The sequence below is a fragment of the Pseudoalteromonas denitrificans DSM 6059 genome, assembly GCF_900112265.1.
GTDB lineage: Bacteria > Pseudomonadota > Gammaproteobacteria > Enterobacterales > Alteromonadaceae > Pseudoalteromonas > Pseudoalteromonas denitrificans.
This window is the reverse complement of the sequence record NZ_FOLO01000004.1, coordinates 25,519-48,020: the sequence shown is the minus strand read 5'-3', so window position 1 is coordinate 48,020 and position 22,502 is coordinate 25,519. Positions and strand designations below refer to the sequence as shown.

At 35.3% G+C, this 22,502-nt stretch carries 15 protein-coding genes; 14 read left to right on the top strand and 1 reads right to left on the bottom strand.

The features are described 5' to 3' along the window. Positions 1 to 22 precede the first annotated feature (22 nt). The 13 genes from pigC to BM088_RS03845 all read left to right on the top strand — a co-directional run bounded on the left by pigC (position 23) and on the right by BM088_RS03845 (position 19,038). Entirely contained in the window at positions 23 to 2,683 is a 2,661-nt protein-coding gene (pigC, locus tag BM088_RS03905; protein WP_091980162.1) for a prodigiosin ligase PigC, read from the top strand. A 23-nt stretch (positions 2,684 to 2,706) separates the two neighbouring features. Next, positions 2,707 to 5,196: a prodigiosin MAP biosynthesis protein PigD gene (gene pigD, locus BM088_RS03900; protein ID WP_091980160.1), complete on the top strand. Its 2,490-nt coding sequence runs from the start codon at positions 2,707 to 2,709 to the stop codon at positions 5,194 to 5,196. A gap of 3 nt (positions 5,197 to 5,199) precedes the next feature. Next, positions 5,200 to 7,737, top strand: a complete 2,538-nt coding sequence (gene pigE / locus BM088_RS03895; RefSeq protein WP_091980158.1) for a prodigiosin MAP biosynthesis aminotransferase PigE — start codon at positions 5,200 to 5,202, stop codon at positions 7,735 to 7,737. A 38-nt stretch (positions 7,738 to 7,775) separates the two neighbouring features. Continuing rightward, complete coding sequence (locus BM088_RS03890; RefSeq protein ID WP_091980156.1) at positions 7,776 to 8,795, top strand: methyltransferase; 1,020 nt, start codon at positions 7,776 to 7,778, stop codon at positions 8,793 to 8,795. Between the two features lie 12 nt (positions 8,796 to 8,807). After that, positions 8,808 to 9,056, top strand: a complete 249-nt coding sequence (locus BM088_RS03885; protein WP_091980154.1) for a hypothetical protein — start codon at positions 8,808 to 8,810, stop codon at positions 9,054 to 9,056. Next, positions 9,053 to 10,981: an aminotransferase class I/II-fold pyridoxal phosphate-dependent enzyme gene (locus tag BM088_RS03880; protein ID WP_091980152.1), complete on the top strand. Its 1,929-nt coding sequence runs from the start codon at positions 9,053 to 9,055 to the stop codon at positions 10,979 to 10,981. Before BM088_RS03885 ends, BM088_RS03880 begins: the two co-directional genes overlap by 4 nt. 70 nt (positions 10,982 to 11,051) lie before the next feature. Further along, positions 11,052 to 12,551, top strand: coding sequence for an AMP-binding protein (locus tag BM088_RS03875; RefSeq protein ID WP_091980150.1), 1,500 nt, complete (start codon positions 11,052 to 11,054; stop codon positions 12,549 to 12,551). Beyond that, positions 12,548 to 14,890: a polyketide synthase gene (locus BM088_RS03870; RefSeq protein WP_091980148.1), complete on the top strand. Its 2,343-nt coding sequence runs from the start codon at positions 12,548 to 12,550 to the stop codon at positions 14,888 to 14,890. Before BM088_RS03875 ends, BM088_RS03870 begins: the two co-directional genes overlap by 4 nt. A 1-nt stretch (position 14,891) precedes the next feature. Beyond that, positions 14,892 to 15,209, top strand: a complete 318-nt coding sequence (locus BM088_RS03865; protein WP_091980146.1) for a RedY — start codon at positions 14,892 to 14,894, stop codon at positions 15,207 to 15,209. Further along, the gene (locus BM088_RS03860; RefSeq protein ID WP_091980144.1) at positions 15,190 to 15,912 is read left to right on the top strand and encodes a 4'-phosphopantetheinyl transferase family protein; all 723 of its coding nucleotides are present in this window, start codon (positions 15,190 to 15,192) and stop codon (positions 15,910 to 15,912) included. The genes BM088_RS03865 and BM088_RS03860 overlap by 20 nt, the downstream gene beginning before the upstream one ends. Before the next feature lie 14 nt (positions 15,913 to 15,926). Beyond that, on the top strand, positions 15,927 to 16,979 hold the full coding sequence (locus BM088_RS03855) for a hypothetical protein (RefSeq protein ID WP_091980142.1): 1,053 nt from the start codon (positions 15,927 to 15,929) through the stop codon (positions 16,977 to 16,979). 25 nt (positions 16,980 to 17,004) lie between these two features. Further along, a complete protein-coding gene (locus tag BM088_RS03850; protein WP_091980140.1) occupies positions 17,005 to 18,279 on the top strand; it encodes a sterol desaturase family protein in 1,275 nt (424 codons plus the stop codon). A gap of 33 nt (positions 18,280 to 18,312) precedes the next feature. Beyond that, positions 18,313 to 19,038 (top strand): DUF1295 domain-containing protein, encoded by a 726-nt coding sequence (locus tag BM088_RS03845; protein ID WP_091980138.1) that lies wholly within the window; start codon positions 18,313 to 18,315, stop codon positions 19,036 to 19,038. 61 nt (positions 19,039 to 19,099) lie between these two features. On the opposite strand, the gene BM088_RS03840 is transcribed toward BM088_RS03845, so the two are convergent. Next, entirely contained in the window at positions 19,100 to 20,572 is a 1,473-nt protein-coding gene (locus BM088_RS03840; protein WP_091980136.1) for an FAD-binding protein, read from the bottom strand. 136 nt (positions 20,573 to 20,708) lie between these two features. Between BM088_RS03840 and BM088_RS03835 the strand changes: the two genes are divergently transcribed. After that, positions 20,709 to 22,301, top strand: coding sequence for an ABC-F family ATPase (locus BM088_RS03835; RefSeq protein WP_091980134.1), 1,593 nt, complete (start codon positions 20,709 to 20,711; stop codon positions 22,299 to 22,301). The last annotated feature ends 201 nt before the right edge of the window (positions 22,302 to 22,502 follow it).

Below are 22,502 nucleotides of genomic sequence, written 5' to 3'. Positions count from 1 at the left end.
TCTCAAATAAGTGGTTTTAAAAATGACAAGTAAAAGTTTAGTGATAGAAGTAACAGGTTGTGATGAAAACGGTGTTAATGAATTAGGAGGTAAAGCATATTCATTGAATCAAATGCTAAAAGCAGGATCACCGGTTCCACGTGCCTTTTGTATTACAGTGCCAGCATATGATTTATTTGTTGATCAAATAGACCTTATAAATGCTCAGGCTAAAGATCATAAGGCCATTAAACAAAAAATACAAAATACACATATTCCTGATTCGATAAAAACATGCATAGAAGAAGCTTACCTTTCTCTAGGAGAGAATAAGTCAGTTGCAATTCGCTCATCTGCAATAGGAGAAGACTCTAAAAGTCAATCGTTTGCGGGCCAATACCAAACATATTTGCATGTGTCTGGTTTAGAAAATGTACTCGATAAAGTAAAAGCTTGCTGGGGTTCATTATGGGATGAAGGTGCTAAAGCCTATAGCAATACAACAGATGTTAATCAAGATGAAAAGCAAGGCATCGCTGTCATTATTCAAGAGATGGTAGATGCTGACTGTGCCGGTGTGCTCTTTACACAAGACCCTGTTAATGCAAAAAACAATACGATGATCATAGATGCATGTTGGGGGTTAGGTGAAGGGGTTGTATCAGGTCAGGTTTTGACCGATACCTTCGAAATCAATAAAAGTGATTTATCAATCAAAAGCTCAGTTATTAGACGAAAAAACAAATACAGTGGCACAGATGAAATCGGTGAAATAAAACTGCTTGATACAGCCGAAACTAAAAAAGAACAGGCTTGTTTGTCAAGTGCACAACTTATGGCTTTATCACTTAAAGCTAAAGAACTTGTTGAACATTATGGTACTCAATTAGATATTGAGTGGGCATTTAAAGATAATGCGCTTTGGCTATTACAGGCGAGACCAATTACTACATTCTCTATGCCCCAACAAAAACTTGTTTATGCGAACCCATGGGATAAAGATGAAAAATGTCAAAAGAATGCGATGTTTTCTCGTATGGATACAGGAGAAATAGTTACTGGGTTAATGACTCCGTTAGGTCTGTCATTTTGTGAATTTTATCAAAAACATATTCATGGTCCAGCAATTAAAACTATGGGTTTATTAGATGAAGGTCACCCTGATAATTATATGGGTTACATACAAGGTCATGTATATCTCAATATCTCTGCATCAGCAAGCCTATTACGCCAATGTCCACCAACACGTGATGAAATGAAGTTTACAAAACGTTATGCGACAAGCGATTTAGACTTCACCGACTACAAAAATCCTTATGGTTCCGGTGTCACTGGATTTAGTTATTTTAAAAGTGCGATGTATTGGCTTAAAGGCCAAGTGGTAAATACATTTACTGCAGAAAAGTTAGTTAAAAAAATGATTGCTTTACGCGAGTGTGAAACAAAACGCTTTGAAGAGATAAACCTCAGCACTTTATCTTTGGCTGAATTGAACACTGAACTTAAACGTATTGATGGCTATTTTTTAGACTCCTGCGCTGTATATATGCCATTCTTTTTGCAATCTTTTGCATTATACGATGCACTAACTGAAACATGTGAACAGTACTTAAGTGAAAAAGGGGCCGGTTTACAAAATAGAATAAAAGCCTCGATGAATAATCTTAGAACAATTGAAGTGACCAGAGGCATAGTTACTTTAGTGACTAAAGTAAAACAACAACCCTTATTACTTGATTTATTTAATCAATACGATGCTAAAACTTTATTAGAAAAACTCCCTATTAATGATGTGAGTAAAGATTTTTGGAATACAGACTTCAAAGGTTTTTTATCTGACTTTGGTTCGAGGGGAAGACAAGAATTTGAGTTAAGTATTCCTCGTTGGAGCGATGATCCAACTTATTTACTGCAAGTCATGAAAATGTATTTGGAAAATGATGTTGATTTAGAACAAAGGTTAACTTCTATTAGTAATCTTCGTGAAAATGATACTGAAGATTTATTAAAAAACTTACCTTTTTCTGCAAAATTTAAAATTCGTTTTTTAACAAAAATTTATGGCGTGATGGCTGAAAGAAGAGAAGCCACAAGACCGACTTTTATAGCTCAAACCTGGTTTTATAGAAGGATTATTGTTGAAGTTTTACAAAGATTGTCTACAAAAAATATTGTAAATGTTGAACATCTGCCATTTATAGATTTTAACGAGTTTAGAGAGTATGTCTCGGGTAAAAAATCTGCTGAAGAGGCATTCAACTCACAATTATTAGAGAAAAACAGACATCAGCATTTGCTAAATTTACATGCCCAAGAACCTCCTATGGCAATTATTGGGGGCTATGAACCTCAAATGAAAGTTGACAACACAAGTGATAATGAAGACTTGTTAAATGGACTTGCTGCGAGTCCTGGCCAGGTCATTGCTAAGGCGCGTGTCATTACAGATTTACAACAACAAGCTGCTGAGTTTAAAAAAGGTGAGATTTTAGTAACAAAATATACAGATGCTTCATGGACCCCACTCTTTATTTTAGCTGCTGGCGTTGTCACTGATATTGGATCTGCATTATCCCATAGTTCAATTGTTGCAAGAGAATTTGGTATTCCTGCAATCGTAAACCTTAAATCTGCAACAGCACAAATCGAAACTGGTGATTTGCTTATCATCGATGGTGATAAAGGCACAGTGCAAATTAAATAATGAAATGATAAAAGGAGTTCATTATGAAAATAACAGTTGGAATAGTTGTTGTTACTAAAAACCCAGACTTTTTTGAAACAGGCCTGAGTGTACTGAGTGATATAAAAGAATATGTTTTTAATCAGGTGAATGTTGATGCTGATATAAACATCGAAGTAAAAAATGCAGTATCTGATCAGTTATATTTAGAAACTAAATTAAAAGCGATAAATTATTTACAAAGTAAAAATAAAACGATAGATATTTCTGTTTTTCAGTCAGAAAGTTTAGAAGGTGCAGCTAAAAAAATCATTCAATCGCAAACTTTAGAGGATGAGGGGGAATGTCATGTTGGCATGGTTTATTATGATCAAGCTTCTATGGGGCACCAAGATGACTCTATTGAAAAGGTAGATTACGATCTATTAACTTTTTATAGAAGCTTGAAAAGTGCTGAAATCCCCGCTTTTTATTCATCTTTTTCAGCAGCTGTTTTTCTTAAAGGTCATCATAAGAGCATTCGTTACTTACCACAGCAATTCATTGAGCAAGTGCGCTCTGAAGACTTAAGTACTTTTCAAACGCAACTTTTGTGTTTGTGGATGGACTTCTTCGAGATGAATTATGCAAATCGCAGAATAAAGCCTTTGGGTGAGGTATTTCATAATAATACTTTAGGAGAGCAATTAATTCGCTTCTTCAATCATGTTTCTCCAAATAAATGGAATATGAGCTATTACACAGGTTCAGTTATTTCAAATTTAATAGGCTACATAGATCGTGAAGCACCAAAAAATGGAGGCTTGGTACTTAGAGGCCCTTGTGAACATGCATTAGCATGTGGTGCAATGGCAAATTGGCAGTTATATAAAACGCCGTTTTTGCTTGTTGTTACAAGTGGTATGGTTGATGAGTTTAAAGGCACTTTAGCCAACCTAAAAGAAGCTGCAGCTAAAGGCTTTATTGTTGTTGCTGAAAATAAACCAAGTCATTGGTATTCTTTTCAAGGAACAATCACGCCAAGTGAAGATACCCGTGCAGTATTAGATGCAAAAAGAATCAATTATGTATATATGGAAGATACAGACCAAATAAATAATGATTTAAATAATGCATTTGAGCTTTATCATAAAGATGAAGGACCAGTAGTATTATTAGTGACACCAAATGTTTTAGATGCATCCAAGCCTGTCAATGAATTAGCCGAAAAAATTGTTTATGAAAAAATGGAAGATCACAGCAAATCAGTTTCTGATGAAGCTGAGCTTGCTAAACAATTAAATGCTGCACTTGAATTAGTAAATAATGGCCCTGAAAAAATAGTATGGCAACTTGGCCCTTTAGATGATGATGAATCTTTGCTTGTGCAAAGTATTGCTCATGAAGCGGGTATAGCATTAGTGGACTCTCTGCCTTATCCTGGTTCTGTTTCTAAATATATTAATGGCAAAAGGAATATTAATTATTTAGGCACTTTATCTATTTATGGGTTCAGTCCTCGCGTTTATAACTATTTATATACACATGATAAGTTAAACCCACCTGAAGAACAGTGTTTGTTTTTCGTAAAAAGTCGTGTTTCTCAAATATGTTCACCTTTTACTGAAGGCCGATTAAATAACAAATTAAATATTGTTCAAGTGACGCATAATCCTATTCATATTGCACCTTTTAGCGATATTGGTTTGCAAATGGATAGCAAAACATTTTTAAAGTTTATTAAAGAAAACCTTAAGGTATCTCCTGAATTAAAAAAGCGCCGCATGAGCTTAATTAACGGGTATTTTGATAGTCAATCAGATGTCATTAGTAAATTACCCAGTACACCCATGTCTCCTAATTATTTTTTCTCTGAGTTTAATCAGGTAATAGAAAAACTGATCATAAAGCAAAATTTTGATTATACGGGGATCTATGATGTAGGGCGTTGTGGTATATCGGCTATTCGAAATGTTGCAACAACACGACGCGGATTTTCTGGCTGGTATGGCCGAGCGCTTATGGGTGACGCATTACTATCATCAATTTTCCTAGCCCATACCTGCCCAACAAATATTATTGCTTTTATTGGGGATGGCGCTAAAGGCATGGTGCCGGATATTTATCCCTCTTTTATTGAAAATTTATTAACTCATCCTGAAAACTTAAATAAAAACATCACAATCATGTTTTTTTGTAATGGTGGTTTATCCGTAATAAATACGTATCAAGAACGTATTTTGATGAATAGAACGTCAAAACAAATGCGATTGATAAATTTACATCAAGATGAGTGGCAAGACACAGTAAATAACTTTGATGTTGTATCTAAAACCATTACAAAATTTGATGCAACAGAAATGGAAGCCGCTTTAACAGCACCAAGAAGACTGAATTTATTTTCTGTTGTTGTTAATCACAATAATGAAGGTGACGGTATCACTTTAGCCACAGCGAAAGGTTGGCAACGTGATCCTGTTTTGACTGAAGAGATCAAAGAACAGTTCCCATGGAATGTTACTGAACCAACCGAACAACCTATAACGGAATCTTAAATTATGAAATTTGGATTTATCGCACATCCAACATCTGTTTTGCTTAAGCGTTATGTAAAAATGCTTGATTTATTTGAACGTACTTCTTCTGATTTTATTGATGGCTATGATCGGGATTTATGGAGTAAAAAAAATACAGTGCCATTTATGAATTTTGAAAAAATAGTTTCTGCTACAGGGGCTGAGTGTGAAGGTGTCGTTAAATACATGCCTTTAACCGCAGAAGAAATGCTTAGTAGTTCAAAAGAAACGTTAGCACGTATTAAGCAAGGTGTAGATGATTTAACTGAGCAAGGCACTGAAATTGTAGGGCTAGGTGGATTTACTTCAATAGTAGGAAAGCGTGGTTTAGAAGTTGCGCAATATGCCAATATCCCCGTCACCAGTGGGAATTCTTTGACGACATTTTCTGCATATAAAGCATTAGAACAAATTTTAGAGTGGCTAGAAGTCGCTCCGCAAAATGAAACAATTTGTATCTTAGGTTATCCAGGATCAATTAGTTTAGCTTTGAGCCATTTATTGTTAAGGCGCGGATTCAAGTTATGCTTGATTCATAGAACTGAAACGACGCCTGCGGAACAATTACTGGCACATTTACCGAGTAAATATCATGGGCAAGTGACTCTTAGTGCAGATATTGAATCCTGTTATCAAAAATATAAAATCTTTGCTGGGGCAACGTCAGCAGGTGGTATTGTTGATCCTGATTTATTGCAATCAGGCTCAATATTTATAGATGTTGCGCTTCCTCGTGATATTTCAGGTGATTATAGACCAAAAAGGCAAGATATTTTGGTCATAGATGGCGGCACCGTCACAGCATCTAGTGATGTAAAATTGGGTGGTGAATCGCTGAATTTTGCAATTAAACAACAAATTAATGGCTGTCTAGCTGAAACTATGGTGCTTGCACTGGAAAACCGCAATGAAACGTTTTCAATTGGCCGCCAACTTGACCCAGATAAAGTAATTGAAATTGGTGAGCTGGCTCAAAAGCATGGCTTTTATAGCTATCCATTTTCATCCTATGGGGAAAGAGTCGAAAAAGACCATATTTTAAGTTTTAAACGGTATTTTGATCAAGATAAACGACAAGAAAACTCTCAACTTGAGTTTATTGATAGTGTTATCTCACAAAGCGTATCAGCTGAAGATACTTTTAATCGCCATCGAGATTATATAAATCCATTAATGGTCGATTTCTTAAAAATGCAACGCTGTGACAGAGTCTTTGTTAAAGGGGAAGGTACAACACTATTTGATGAAAAAAATGAACCATTTTTAGATATGGTTGCAGGTTTTGGCTGTTTAAATTTAGGTCATAGTCCAAAAGAAGTCATAGATTCAGTGACACAATATTTAAATGAACAAAAAACAAATTTTGTTCAATATGTGTCCATAGCACAAGAAACTGCAAAATTAGCCGAAGTTTTAAGCCATATTTCTCCAGGTAAATTACAACGTACATTTTTTAGTAACTCTGGTACTGAAGCGGTTGAAGCTGCAATCAAAATTGCAAAATCTGCTACTGGTAATGCCAAAATTGCTTACCTTAAAAATAGCTATCATGGGAAAACATTAGGTGCCTTATCTATTACTGGGCGTGAAAAACATAGAAAAGATTTTGAGCCCTTATTAGAACATTGCATCGAAGTGCCCTTTGGAGATATTGCTGCATTACGCCTTGTACTAACAGAACAAGATATTGGCGCATTCATTCTTGAGCCTATTCAAGGGGAAGGCGGTGTGATTGTGCCTCCTGATGGTTATTTAACGCAAGTGCAATCTCTTTGTCATCAGACTGATACGCTTTTAATGGTAGATGAAATACAAACGGGTCTTGGTCGAACAGGGCGTTTATTTGCGTGTGAATGGGAAAATATTCAACCCGATGTCTTAATGCTTTCAAAATCACTCAGTGGTGGATTAATGCCAATAGGAGCAACTTTATGTACAACCCAAGTTTGGGAAAAAGCATACGGTAGTTCTGATAAATTTTTGTTACACACGTCAACGTTTGGCGGTGGGAATTTAGCCTCTGTTGCAGCATTGTCCTCTTTACGCAGTTTAATATCTCAAGATTTAACAGCTAAAGCTTTAGAAATGGGTAATTACTTCAAACAAGAACTGCAAAGAGTCACCAAAGATTATGATTTTATTGGTGAGATCCGGGGTAAAGGTTTGATGTTGGGAATTGCATTTTCAAATAGTTTTGAAAATGCAGTTGAAGCATGTGTCAGAGAGTTTGGTACTCGATTACCGGGCGATTGGTTCACGATATACAAGTTTTTACCGGATGAAGTAAAACAACACTTAATCTCAGCAATGACAAGAATGGAAAGTAGTTTATCTGAAATGTTTTGTATGAAATTTGTCACAAAATTAGGGCAAGATCATAATATTTTAACTTTTGTAACGGCGAATAGTTCAACTGTGATCCGTGTTCAACCACCACTTGTGATCAGCAAAGCAGAAGTAGATAGATTTGTTTGTGCTTTTGCTCAAGTGTGTGAAGAAATGTCAACTTTTAATAACTAATAACTAATAACTAATAACTAATAAATATGAGGTGCAGTATGAGTAAAACAATGGAACAAACAGTTGATCACATGATGGGTTTTTTTAAAACCAAAACAATTACAGCAGCATTAGATTTAAAGATTTTTGATTATTTTAATGATCAAGCTCAAACAGTTGAATCATTAGCAACAAAATCATTATTGCCGCCAGCGGCATTAGAGCGACTTTTAATTGCTTTAGTGGCAATGGAGTATTTAAAAAAGGATGGTGAAAACTATATTTTACCACAAGAGCATAAAGACTTTTTAGTCAGCGATAAACCGCAATGGCTAGGATGGTTAGGCAGACATATTGATACTTTTTTATATCCATTATGGTCGAATTTATCGTCTGGCATTCAGCAAGACAGTCATCAAAGAGTCGCCGCTTTTGGTGATAATAGAAGCTGGTTTGACATGTTATATCACAACTTAGACGATGTGGCTGATTTTCAAGAGTTCTTAGGGAAGTTTGCACAGCCCTTTATTGATGGGTTCACATCAGAATATGATTTTTCAAAGCATAAACGATTCTTAGATATCGGGAGCGGGATTGGTACTCTACCCATCGCTGTTGCTGATAAGTTTACTGATATAGAGTTGGCGATATGTGAATTACCACAAGCAAAAAGCTTCTTGTTAGATAAATTAGGTGAACAAGGTTACGGTAATCGTATAGATGTCATTGAAGGCAATGTAATCACCGGTGAGCTGCCAGATATTGAATATGATTTAGTACATTTGGGTTGGATGCTTCATGATTATTCCCATGAAACTCAAATGGTTATTTTAAATAACATTTTTCAAGCTATGCCTGTAGGGGGACGATTCATTGCATCAGAAACGCCACTTAACGATGACAATACAGGCCCTGAATTCACTTCTTTATTATCACTTAATATGCTGGTTTCAACTGATGGTGGAATAGAAAGCGACATAAAAACCTATATTAAGCGTTTTGAAGATGCAGGGTTTTCGAATGTCAGAATTTTAGATATTCCAGGACCAAGAACGCTATTTGTAGGTGAAAAAATTTAAGGGAAGTAAATTATGTTTATAGATAATCTAAGAAAATATATTGTTGATAGTTATTTAGACGGGCAAAGCGACATGCTTTCGAACGATACGCAATTATTAGCATTAAATATTGTTGATTCAGCATCTATTTTTGATTTGGTTGATTTTATAAAAGAACAAACAGGCGTAATTGTTTCAATGATGGAAATAAACCCGATTAATTTTTCATCTATCAATGAGGTCAACGCTTTAGTGTGTCGTTTACAGGAGAAAGGAGCATGAGTGAAACAGAACAAGTAATCAACGACTTAGATTTATTATCCGTTATTTTCAATCATGTTGCACAGTTAACACAATATGACATAAAAGAGCTTGATGGCTCAAGTCATTTAGAATACGACTTAGGTGTCGACTCTATTACTTTAGCCGAAGTTTTAACTTACGTTTATGAACAAATAGGTATTTCAACTTCAGGTACTGATGCATCAATTAATGGTGATGGTGTGGAGACTATCAATGATATTTATTTTAGAGTTGAGAAACTGATTAAGAAGCAAGGTATTAACTTTTCATCTCAAAAAGAAAGTGTAGATGAATCGCCATCAAGAACTGCGATCCTTAATTATATACGTCAAATCATTTCTTCTCACAGTGGTTATTCAGTTTCTGAATTGTCTTTATCAGCAGACTTAGAAACAGAACTAGGTATAGATAGTGCAGCAAAACTTTTTGCTCTTAAGGACATTTGCAATAATTTTTTACTGGATACAGTCGAAAATGACCATACCCTTGATTCGATCGAACAAATTTTAAACTACATTTGTGAAAGCTTAGGGGATAAACTTAATGATGAGAAGTGGGTTTTAACACATGCCATTTCTGAGCTTACAAACTCAAGTGAAGTGGAAGAAGAATCGACTATTTCACAAAGCGAAGATGAGTTTGATTCTCGTACCATGATGGACTTTTCATCTATTCAAAATGATGACCTTTTTCATAAGACGCGTGAATTTTCAAAATTTTATAAGAAAAAAGAGCAAGAAGGGCATTATTGGTACGGTATGCCGCTAGAGTCAACCTGTACTAATAAAGCCATCATTTATGATGAAGTGGCCGGTAAAAGCCGTGAATTTCTCATGTTTGGCTCTAATAGCTACTTAGGTTTGTCAGCGCATCCACAAGTGATCAGCGCAATTCAAGATGCTGCAGGGCGCTATGGTGCAACAAACACTGGTTGTCGTATTATTGCTGGTAGTAATGTATTGCACTTGGAGTTAGAGCGAAAGTTAGCAAAGCTCAAAGGTAGAGAGTCATGTATTGTGTATCCTTCAGGTTATTCAGCTAACTTAGGTGCCATTTCAGCATTAGTGGGTCGAAATGATCTGGTCTTTACAGATAATATTAACCATATGAGTATTCAGGATGGCTGTAAATTATCTGGCGCATCAAGAAAACTATACGCTCATTCTCTTTCAAGTTTAGAAAAATCTTTGGCTAAGTATGCTGATCAACCTGGTGGAAAACTCATTGTGACTGATGGTGTATTTAGTATGCATGGTGACATTGTTGACTTGCCTAGACTCGTTAAATTAGCAGACCAATATGGCGCTCGAGTTTTAGTGGATGATGCGCATTCAACGGGTGTGCTCGGTGCTACAGGTTCAGGTACAACCGAGCACTTTAATATGAAAGGTCAGGTCGACCTTGAAATGGGAACTTTAAGTAAATCTCTCAGTGGCTTAGGGGGGTTTATTTGTGCTGATGAAGAGGTCGTTGAATATTTACGTTTCTACTCGAACTCTTATGTTTTTGCTGCAACCATTCCAGCTCCTGTCGCAGCGGGTGTTATTGCGTCAATTGATGTCATGATTAATGAACCGCAAAGATTAAAGCAACTGTGGCATAACATACGTTATATCCGTTCTAAATTGCTTAACCTTGGTTTTGATCTAGAAAACTCTGATAGTGCCATTATTCCAATTGTTGTTGGTAATGATCGCATTACCTTAGACTTTGGTCGAGCGGTTCGTGCGAGAGGCTTATTCTGTCAAACGGTTGTTTTTCCTGGTGTTGCTGTTGGGGATGCACGTTTAAGAATGAGTATTACCAGTGAACATACACAGGAAAACCTAGATAAAGCGTGTGAAATTCTTACTGATGCTGCTTTAGAAGTTGGTGTTAAGTTCGCACAATCGTCGTTAATTTAATTTATGCAGTGCTTTGGGAAATTTTTAGTTATTTCCCAAAGCACTTTTGTATTAATAAGGATATAGATTAATGACAGAATTTAATTCCATTATGTCTGGATTTGAGCGAAGTTGTAAGCAATTTCCTGAAAATATTGCAGTGCATTGTCTTGATGAATCTGTGAGTTATGAAACGCTAGAACAAACCGTTTTGCAATGGTCAAATGCTTTTTTAAATGAGGATCTTAAGGGTAAACGTATCCTGATCCATCTGGATAAAGGCATTGAATATGTAAAAAGTATTTATGCCTGTTTAGCTGCTGGCGCTATTTATGTACCTGTGGATGCATCTCAACCTATAGAACGTATTTTATCTATTATTTCACAAGCTCAGCCAGACTTGATTATTACAGATGAAAGCAAATGCAAAATGTTAAATGACGTTTTAGTTTCAAGATTTGTTTTAAGCCAAGAAAGTTGTTATTTCTTAAATAAAGATCAAAAACAGGTTTTTCTTGATGAGCGTCTGGACAAGAAAGCTATATTTCACAAAGCAAAACCGGATGAAGTTGCGGCAATCTTATTTACATCAGGATCGACGGGGGTGCCTAAAGGTGTTCAAATTAGTCATAAAAACCTTGCTTATTTCATTAATTGGGCGGTGGATTCATTAAATCTAACGCAAAAAGACGTCTTAAGTAATCATGCTTCATTTTCATTTGATTTAAGTACTTTTGATCTTTTTGCTGCATCCCAGGTGGGTGCCGCAACATGGGTAATAACGACCCAACAGCAAAAATTTGTGGCTGAGCTGGTAAATGGCATCAAAAAATACAATGTGAGTATCTGGTATAGCGTGCCATCAGTTTTATCTATGATGGTTGCAACAAATGCGCTAGATAAAAATACTACATCAAGACTTCGACATGTCATATTTGCGGGTGAGGTTTATCCTATTGGTGCATTGCGAACGCTTAACACTTGCCTTGCTGATACGTGTTCCTTACATAATTGGTATGGACCAACAGAAACCAATGTCTGTTTATACCATAAGATCACAAATGAAGATTTAACTAAAGATCACCCTGTACCTATAGGTAAACCACTTGCTGGTTCCGATGCTGTTATTGATTGTGATACTGGTGAACTTATTATTTATGGTCCGTCAGTTACACCTGGATATTCTAATGTTATAGATGGGCGAAATGCTAAATTGCATGAACAGTTTGGTCACGCCACAGGTGATTTAGTACGTTTTGAAAATGGTGTCTATTACTATCAAGATAGAATAGATGACATGGTTAAAATTAACGGGCATAGAATTGAGTTGGGTGAGATAAACGCATGTTTATCCACTATGCCTGAGATATATGAAGTTGTAGTACAGTGTATTACAACAGATTTTCAACAGAAGTTGATAGCATATATAGTACCGAATACCGAAGCTAAGATTAATACTTTAGCTGTAAAACAGTTTGCTAGCGAAAAGCTACCTCGATACATGGTACCCAATAATGTGAAATGCCTTTCACAGCTCCCAAGAAATGCCAATGGAAAAGTCGATTATAAAATTTTAAGGAGTTTAGCATGAGTGATATTTGTATTATCGCTATAGGAACCTGCTTGCCCTATGCTGAAAAATACGCTCAATTTAAAACTTTGCCTGAGCATATTGCGCCAGAATTTAGTCCGTTCAGATTCTCAAATTGCCAAACCGACTTTTTGGGGCATCAATTTAGAGAAATTGAAATAGACTTTAAAAAATTTGGCATTCCGCCACTTTTTAGAAAAGCAATTGCAAGTGAAACATATTTGGCTTTGAAATCAGCAGAAGATGCGATGTCCTCAATAGATCAAAACTCATGGGAAAGAGACAAAGTAGATGTTTATTGCGGTACAAGCTTAGGCTTTGATGTGACCTATGATAATGCAACTAAAGTTTCTGCGGTTAAATCATGTGCCCAGTTAGTTGATAGTGCTCCACAAGCGCCTGCATTTGTTGATAGTTACAAAGATGAGATCAAAAAGAAGTTCGGTTGTACGTCACATGATCGTGTTGGTGAAATGGCCAGTAGTGTACCTGCTCGTATTGCGCATTTTTTAAAAGTCAGAGGTAAATGCCAGACAATTGAGGCATTAGATTTAACCGGTTTGCATTTATTACAACTAGCACAAGATGTACTTTGCCAACCAGATACGGATGTTGCAATATTAACAACTGTTCAAAGGTTTAATGATGAACTCATTTGTCAGCTCGTCAATCAAAAATATGATGTAAACAAAGATGAAGTAAACCTTTGTGAGGGGGCAATTACTTTAGTTGTAAAACGTTATGAAGATGCATGTCGAGATAAAGACCCGATCCTTGCAGTATTATCAGATATTACATTAGAACCAACAAAAAAAATAATTGCGCCAGAAAAGAGACCTTCACTGAATGCAAAAAAAATACTCTGTCAGGGGCAGTTAGGCTTTGGTTTATCAAATCATGTATTTTTAACATTAGTGAATCAAATTGCAAAACAAGAACTTGATGTTTGCATCACAGATCAGTGCATACATAATCAAAACTGGTCTTTGCAGTGTGATCGTAAAGGGTCACATCAAAAAATAAATATTAAAGAAAACCAAGATATTGCGATTATCAGTTATTCCCCTTTTGCAGGAAGCTGTTCAGATAAAGTAAATTTTTGGCATAAATTATCCCATGGTGAAGACGATATTTGTACCTTACCAAATTCAAGATTAAATCATTATGCTTTTGTAAGAACGGGTGCAGCACAAAAGCTAAGTACTTATGCCACTCAAGGAAGTTATTTACGAGACTTAGATAAGTTAGATGATTTAATGCCCATTCCCATTATGCCAATTCGTCTGCGTCAAATGGATAATATCCAAAAAATGTCAGTGATTTGTGCATCTAAGGTATTAGAAAATATAAAACCGGGCGCTAAGAATGGGGTTATTTTGGCAAGTAACTTATGTTTATCGCAAGAAAGAAACTTAATTAGCCAATCACGTTTTAGCCATATTAAAGCAATTAACACAGATATTCCTGAGCCTAAAAAAGCAGTATTAACTAACCATACATTAAATGGGTTAACAGCCAGCGGTAGTGCTGAGTTAATCTCTAAAACATTTGGATTAAATGCTCAATGTTATGCTGTTGAAGCTGCCTGTGCATCGTCTTTAGCTGCGATACATAATGGGGTGAGGGCACTGCAATCTAATCGACTTGATACAGTATTAGTGGGTGGTTTTGAATTACCGACCAACGAAAGAGATATGGTTTTATGTAGTGCTCAAATGATGTTATCGAAAAATAAAATATCTCCTTTTAGTCAAGATGCGGATGGATTTTCTCCAGGAGATGGCGGTGCACTGTTTGTATTAAAGCGTTTAAAAGATGCTGAAAAAGAAAATGATAAAGTATTTGGTGTTATTAGATCTGTATCAGGTTCGTGCGATGCTAAATCTATGACAGCACCTGATAAAGATGGTCAAGCACTTGCTATGAATAAAGCTTTATCTCTTTGTGAAGTGAATAGTGAAGACATCCAAGTTGTTGAAGCGCATGGTACAGGCACAACAGTAGGTGATGTCATTGAAATTGAATCAATCAAGCAAATTTATCAAACAACAGCACGTCAAAGGCCTTTGCAAATTGGTTCAGTAAAGTTCAATTTTGGTCATTGCTTTGCCGGTTCAGGATCATTAGGTTTAAGCAAACTGTTGTTAAGTCTTGAACATAAACAAATTCCTCCTACACCACTGCGTGGTGAAATAAATAATAAACTCTTAATTGAGGCAATTCCTGCACAGATCACACAAGCTAATACACCTTGGCTTGAACACAATCAGTTTGCTGCACTTAATTCATTTGGTACCGGTGGTCTTAATTACCACCTCATTTTACAAAAGGAAAATTAATATGAAAATTATGATCCACAAAATCAAATTAAAAGAAATCAAATCGCTGTCAGATTTTAGAGACTGGGTTTTAACAACAGATTATTTAGCATGTCACGACTTACCGAGTGTGCTGCAATTTGATGTTATTGAAGTATCTACTGATAAAAATGCGGATTTTCATTTTATTGAAGTGATCCGTTTAAGCTCTCTTGCTGAGTTTGAAAAAGATATGAATTCACCATTATTTAACTCACTTGAAAGTCGCTTTAATGAAATGGCACAAGTTGTCGAAGAAAATGAAGGTGATTTAATTGGAAATGGGTACTCAAGTTTTTAATTTATTAACAGGAAAGTCGCTAGAATTTGAGGGCATATCTTATTGTTTGAATGAACAATGTAATATGCCAATTATTCTAATTGATTTAGAGCAATACAGATCTCAATTAACGACGATGCTTTGGTCAAATTTATTGTCTTTGACAGAAATAAACGACTTAACACATACAACAGATGGCGTTGTTCAGATTTCAATTGAACGGTTAACGGGCAGATTAGCGGCCAAACTGGCTTTGGCTGTGTTAACGGGAAAGTCGATTAAACAAAGTGAAATTTTAATCACGAAATCAATTGAAAACTTTGGGCAACCATATTCAGCATGTGGCAGGTATATTTCTATAAGTCATAGCGGTAGATATGTTATCGCTGCGGCTTCTGACTTTGCGATTGGTGTTGATATCCAAAAAAAAAGGACTTTCTCTAATACCGCTTTAAATATGGCATTTAACGCAAAAGAAGTTTCAAATAAAAGTATAGGTTCGCAGACGTTAATTTGGACAATTAAAGAGTCTTTTTTGAAAGCGCTAGGTTTAGGGATTTTTCCTTACATAAAATATGTTGAGTTAAAAAAAGATGCGCAAAATTATCTTATTGAAACATCTTCAACTTATATAAATAACGCAATAGCACTACTGGGCGATAATACTCAAATTATGACCGGCACATTATCGCAGTATTGCTACTCCATAACCAAAATAGAATAAAGGATAACAGTGCTTTGAATAAAAATGAAAAATTTAATCATGATTTAAAAATGGCACTTGATATAGCGCGCCATGCGCCTTCATCACATAACTGCCAACCATGGTGCGTTAATGTAACCGATTCTGTACCAAATATTGATAGCATAAAAACAACTCAAAATAGCCGTTTTGTAACTGTGTCATTTGATGAGTCTCGTATGCTAACAAGCTTGCCCTCTTTAACAGGTGAGATGTATACCAGCTGCGGAATATTTACTGAATTATTAACTCAAGCACTTGTATTCAAAGGTTATCAGTGTGAAGAGCATTGGATTGATAATGAAGGCATCATATTAATATTACACCTATTGCCTACTGAAACAGTAAGCAATCATGCTTTTGAGCAACTTCAGGCAACAACACTGATGCGTTTTACAAATAGAGGTCCTTATGAGCAAACTAAGGTAGATACTAGGGAATATGAATCTCTTATAGAAAACCTAAATACAAAAGCTATACATAGCCAATTAATAAATAACCCAACCTTAATATCAAGTATTGCAAACTTAATTGAAGACTATGCAGGTTTAGATTTTTCAAACAAAAAAGTATGGCAAGAAACTTATAGTTTTATCAGGTTTAATGACAATGAAACTGCTGAAGACGGCTTTTATATGCGAAATTTATTTGGTCCTGTTTCGTGGGCTTTTAAACAAGCATTCAAATTTATATCCCATCCAAAAAATCATATGTTATCAAAAATAGTTGGCTTACCTAACTATATGGCTAAAGGCCTAGCTGAACTGGTTGATTCAACACCTCAGTTGATTGTTTTTACGGCAAAAAACAAGTCCAATTCATCATATTGGCATTTAGGTAAAGACCTATCGAAAGTTTGGCAAAAAGCACAAATACAAGGTTTGTCATTTCATCCGTTAAGCGTATTACTGCAAAATGAAACTCCTAGAAAAAAACTAAAAAATATATTAGGAAATAAAGAGGAAACGCTATTTATAGCTCGGCTTGGTACCGCACAGTCTCCCGCAACAAGAGCGCCGAGAAGACAAGTGGCATCAATTTTAAATTAAAACTTACAGACAACAGGGTAATCAAATGGATTTAAACTTTACAGAAGAAATAATGTATACACTGCCTTTTTATTTAGGGCCATTATTTCTATTAGCAAGTATTAACTTTTTTCGAAAACAAAAAAACTACAGACTAAATGACACATTAACTAATGCATCAATCGCTCTAGGAAATTTAGGATTATCCTTTATTTTTCTTTTAGCTGTTGTTGCTGTGTATTCACTTGTATATAGCGAATATAAATTTTTTGATCTTGACCAGTCAGATCCTTTAACTTATGTGTTAGCTTTTTTATTATATGATTTTTTATATTACTGGAATCATAGATTTCATCACATGATTGGTTTATTTTGGGCGGACCATCTTGTTCATCATACAGCAGAAAACTTCAATTTTGGCGTTTCTATTCGGATCAGTTATTTTACAGAGCTAACTATGTGGATGACATTTATTCCAATGGCTTTCCTAGGTATTTCCTTAGAAGTTTTTTTAATTGCCAGTTATGCACAAATTGTTTGGGCTTTTTGCATACATACTAAGTGGTTTAAAAGTACGCCTATCGCTGACAAGTTGTTAAATACACCATCTTTGCACAGGGTACATCATGCTAGAAATACCAAATATATAGATAAAAACTTTGGGGGTATTTTTATTATTTGGGATAGATTATTTGGTACCTATCAAACTGAACTTAATGATAACCCCGTTACTTTTGGTGTGAGAGAATCTTTTCCAAGCTTTAGCCCCTTAATCATAAATTCTTATTATTTAAAAACAATTGCCAAGAAAATCAGACTATCAAGTTCTCTTTTCGAAGTGGTATGTTCAATTTTTGGACCACCTGTTTGGCTACCTAAAAAGGCAAATAAATCTACTTTTTATTCTAAAACGTGCAAAATTGATTCTAAAAACTTTAAAGCTAAAGATCCTTATTTATCAACAAAAACAAAATGGACCTGCTTTAACCGATTTATATGTATCATTGTCGTTTTTTGTTACTTAATGATGAATTTTGGTGCCTTACCTGTATTACCATTAATTATATTATCTGTTTTGTTTTTTTGGTTATGTCATTACAACGGTATTGTATTTGACGGCTTTAAAATAGGTTGGACAACAGAAATTATTACGCAAATTCTATTCATATCATTTTTATCCTGGGCAATTACATCTAAGCAACCAGAATACTTAATATTAAGTACTGGCATTTTGGCCTGTTTATCGCTCGTAAATTATCTTATTTATAGTAATAAGAAATCTCAATATGAAGAAAATAACCTAGATATACAGCAGCAGTAATCACATTAAATTTTATATATATAAGGAATTAAAATGGAAAAAGTGAAATCAAATACGGGTGGCGTCAATCGAGAATATGGGCGTTCTGTACCTCAAAAATGGGCTTTTGTACTACTACATTTAGGCATAGTAGTATTTTGTGCTTGGCTTACATTTTTTGATGGTTGGTCAGTAATTGGTAATTTATTTGGTTTTAACTGGGCTTTTGCTGATCAAGATAGAGCTAATGTTTTATTTGCCTGTGTTGTACTTTATTGGATAAGACATACAATTACTGTGTTTTACTTACTGGCTCGTAGAGTTGACTGGGGAGAGGTGTTTGGTTTGATCAGTTTCATGGCCTTGTTTGAAATCGGCTTACTGCTAGTAGGAGGTGGAGCATTTAGAGACTATACAATCGATCTAGGCTGGCTTGATATTGTTGCACTAAGCTTGTTAGCTTTTGGATCATACCTAAATAGTTACTCTGAAATTCAGCGAAAATGGTGGAAAAGAGATAGTAGCAATAAAGGTCAGTGTTATACCGAGGGATTATTTCACTATTCCATGCATATAAATTACTTTGGTGATTTTGTTTTATTTACTGGCTGGTGTTTATTTACTTATAATTTCTGGACTTTATTACTGCCTTTATCCATGGCTTATTCTTTTATTTATTTCCATATTCCAGCTTTAGATCTTCATTTAGCTGAGCGTTATGGTGAAAAATTTAAAGATTATTCAATCGCAACAAAACGTTTTATTCCTTTTGTTTATTAACCAATAATTAAAATGAACTTTCATAATTTAAACTTACGATGAAAGTTCATTTTAATTTACTTTATCGGTTGAAAATCCCTCTCATTGGACCTAATACATGCTTAGGATCAAACCAACTTTTAAGTATTTTCATTAAAAACCATTTATTGTGATAATGTTTTTTCCAGTCTGTTCTATCCATTGGAATCGCACCCACAGGGTATTGATAACCACCAATATCTCGCGCATTTTCATAAACAGTTCTATTTGATGCTGTAAGTTCTTCAATTCGTTCCGGTGTTGGCGGAATTGCAGTTCGCATTAATGAAAAGTAAACAAAGTTTTCTTCATCTGGCAAACTTAAGAACATGCTTTTAAATGCACTTCTTTTTTGCATTGACATTAAAATGGGCCCAGCAACATCATTTGGGTTGGTATTTGCTAATGTTTCTTCAATAAATATTTTTGCTTTAGATGCAGGTATAAATAGTGGACACCAAGGATGAGGTAGTGACCAAAGACCCGCTGCTTTTAATTGTTCAATGACAGGAGTCAAACGATTTAAAAATGTAAAATAGGGCATGTCTTGTGCTGTATCACCACCTGAATTAAAATTAAGGCCATTAAGTAGCTCAGAATCAATAGGTGGAGCATCTGATTCAAAATATTTTGCCAGTTGTAATATATAGCGCCAACCACCTTCAGGAGAGGGTTCAGCCCCCCCTTGAACACCATCTAATACTGACTCATCTAACAAACGTTTACTGTCATTTAAAAAAGATTCTAAATCGTTATAAATAAGTTGATATGCTCTGACTTGAGTGGGTGCTGTTTCAAGCTTCATACTCGATTCAACGATAATACCAAATTGTCCCAATCCAGCTTTCATAGAATGGAATAACAATGGATTTTGATGCAAAGAACACGCTACTAAGCATCCATCTCCAGTAATCACTTTAAGCTGAACAATGTTATCAGCCATACATCCATGCTTATAAGATTGCGCACCAAAACCACCCACTGCAATTGAGCCTCCTATACTAAGCTCTAGAAAATCGGTCACGATAGGTAACCCTAAATTTTGTGGTACAGTTTGTTCTAATACATCAATCCAACGCGCACCTGCTTGTGCAGATACTTGAGCGTCATTTATTTCAAAAACTTCAGATAATGAAGCCATATCAATAACAACACCAGCTTGCGTTTGAGTTTCACCATTGGTTGAAAACCCTTGACCTTTGACTGCTATTTTCAAATCATAATTATTGGCAAATTTGACCATTTTTATAATATCTTGGTAAGTCGCCGGTTTTAAAATTGCCTGAGAGATATATTGGTGGATATGTCCAAAATCATCGGCTTCTTGGGTGAGTTGTGTTATATCAGTGATGAGTTCGCCTTCAAAATCTGGAAAATCTTCTGCAAAAGTATTAGATGAATAATTTTCTAAATCTTGTGTTGTTGCCCAGCTTTTGTTTTGTAGATTAAACCCTACGGCGATGCCCCCAATAGCTACTTTTTTTAAAAAGTGTCTGCGAGATAGTTTTTGAGTCATGTTTAAACCTTAAGTGTGCGAGAAATTAAAATAAACAATATCGTACCCAAATAACAAACACAATAAATATAACAAACCCTCTTTCTATTTTCTGATATAATCCCGCGCAATTAATGAATTGAGAAAAATATTACTTATGATCACAGCGAATAACATCACCATGCAATTTGGCGCTAAGCCGTTATTTGAAAATATATCTGTTAAATTTGGCGATGGAAATCGTTATGGTTTAATTGGTGCAAATGGCTGTGGTAAATCTACATTCATGAAAATTTTAAGTGGTGAACTAGAATCTTCTTCAGGTAATGTAGGCACAGATCCTAACGAACGTGTTGCAAAACTTAATCAAGATCAATTTGCATATGAAGAATATAGTGTTATTGATACCGTGATCATGGGTCACAAAGAACTTTGGGAAATTAAACAAGAACGTGATCGTATCTATTCTTTACCAGAAATGAGTGAAGAAGATGGCATGAAAGTCGCTGATCTTGAGTCTGAATTTGCTGAAATGGACGGGTATTCTGCTGAATCTAAAGCTGCAGAGTTATTATCTGGCGTAGGTATTCCTGAAGATATGCATTACGGATTAATGTCTGAAATTGCCCCCGGTCGTAAATTACGTGTACTACTGACACAAGTATTATTCTCAGATCCTGATGTGATGTTACTGGATGAGCCAACAAATAACTTAGACATTCACTCTATTAGTTGGTTAGAAGAAGTATTAAAACAACGTAACTGCACCATGATAATTATTTCTCATGACCGTCACTTTTTAAATTCAGTCTGTACGCATATGGCTGATATCGATTATGGTGAATTACGTTTATTTCCAGGTAATTATGATGAGTACATGTTTGCAGCCAACCAAGCTCGTGAACAGTTATTATCTGAAAATGCGAAGAAGAAAACACAAATTGCAGATTTACAGTCTTTTGTTGCGCGATTCTCTGCAAATGCATCTAAAGCAAAGCAAGCAACTTCTCGTGCAAAACAGTTGGATAAAATTGAATTAGCTGAAGTCAAAGCATCTAGTCGTCAAAATCCATTCTTACGTTTTGAGCAAGAAAAACCCTTATTTAGAAATGCATTAGAGCTTGAAAATTTAGCACAAGGATATGACCAAGAACTATTCTCAGGTTTAGAAGGCTTAGTTGAGGTGGGTGAGCGTATTGCTATCATAGGCCAAAATGGTGCTGGTAAAACAACACTATTAAATACATTAGCGAGTAGGAAAGCCCCGACATCAGGTTCTTTTAAATGGTCTGAAAATGCGAATATTGGCTATTACGCTCAAGATCATGCAGAAGACTTTGAAAAAGATCAAAATCTATTTCAATGGATGGAACAATGGCAGCAAGAAGGGGATGATGAGCAAGTTGTTCGTGGTTATTTAGGTCGCCTTTTATTTTCACAAAATGATATTTCTAAATCTGTAAATGTGATATCTGGTGGTGAACAAGGGCGTATGTTATTTGGTAAATTAATGATGCACAAACATAATGTATTATTAATGGATGAACCAACTAATCACATGGATATGGAGTCAATTGAGTCATTGAATACCGCACTTGAGAAATATGAAGGCACTTTGTTTTTTGTAAGTCACGACAGAATATTTGTATCATCTCTTGCAACACGTATTTGGGAAATTAAAGACGGTAAAATTATCGACTTTAGAGGTACATATGAAGAGTATTTAGTGTCTCAAGGTCTTGAAGGTTAATGTTACTTCTCAAAAGTGACACGCTTAGTGTGAACAACTAATATAGTTTCACACATCAAAATGTTTATAAACAAGGCCGAAATATTTGGCCTTTTTTATGCTCGCATTGTTTAAAAAACTGATGATTGGTAATCGAGTTTAAGTATTGGGCTAATTTATAATTAGTTACATTGATTATCCATTAAAAAAGCCATACATAGG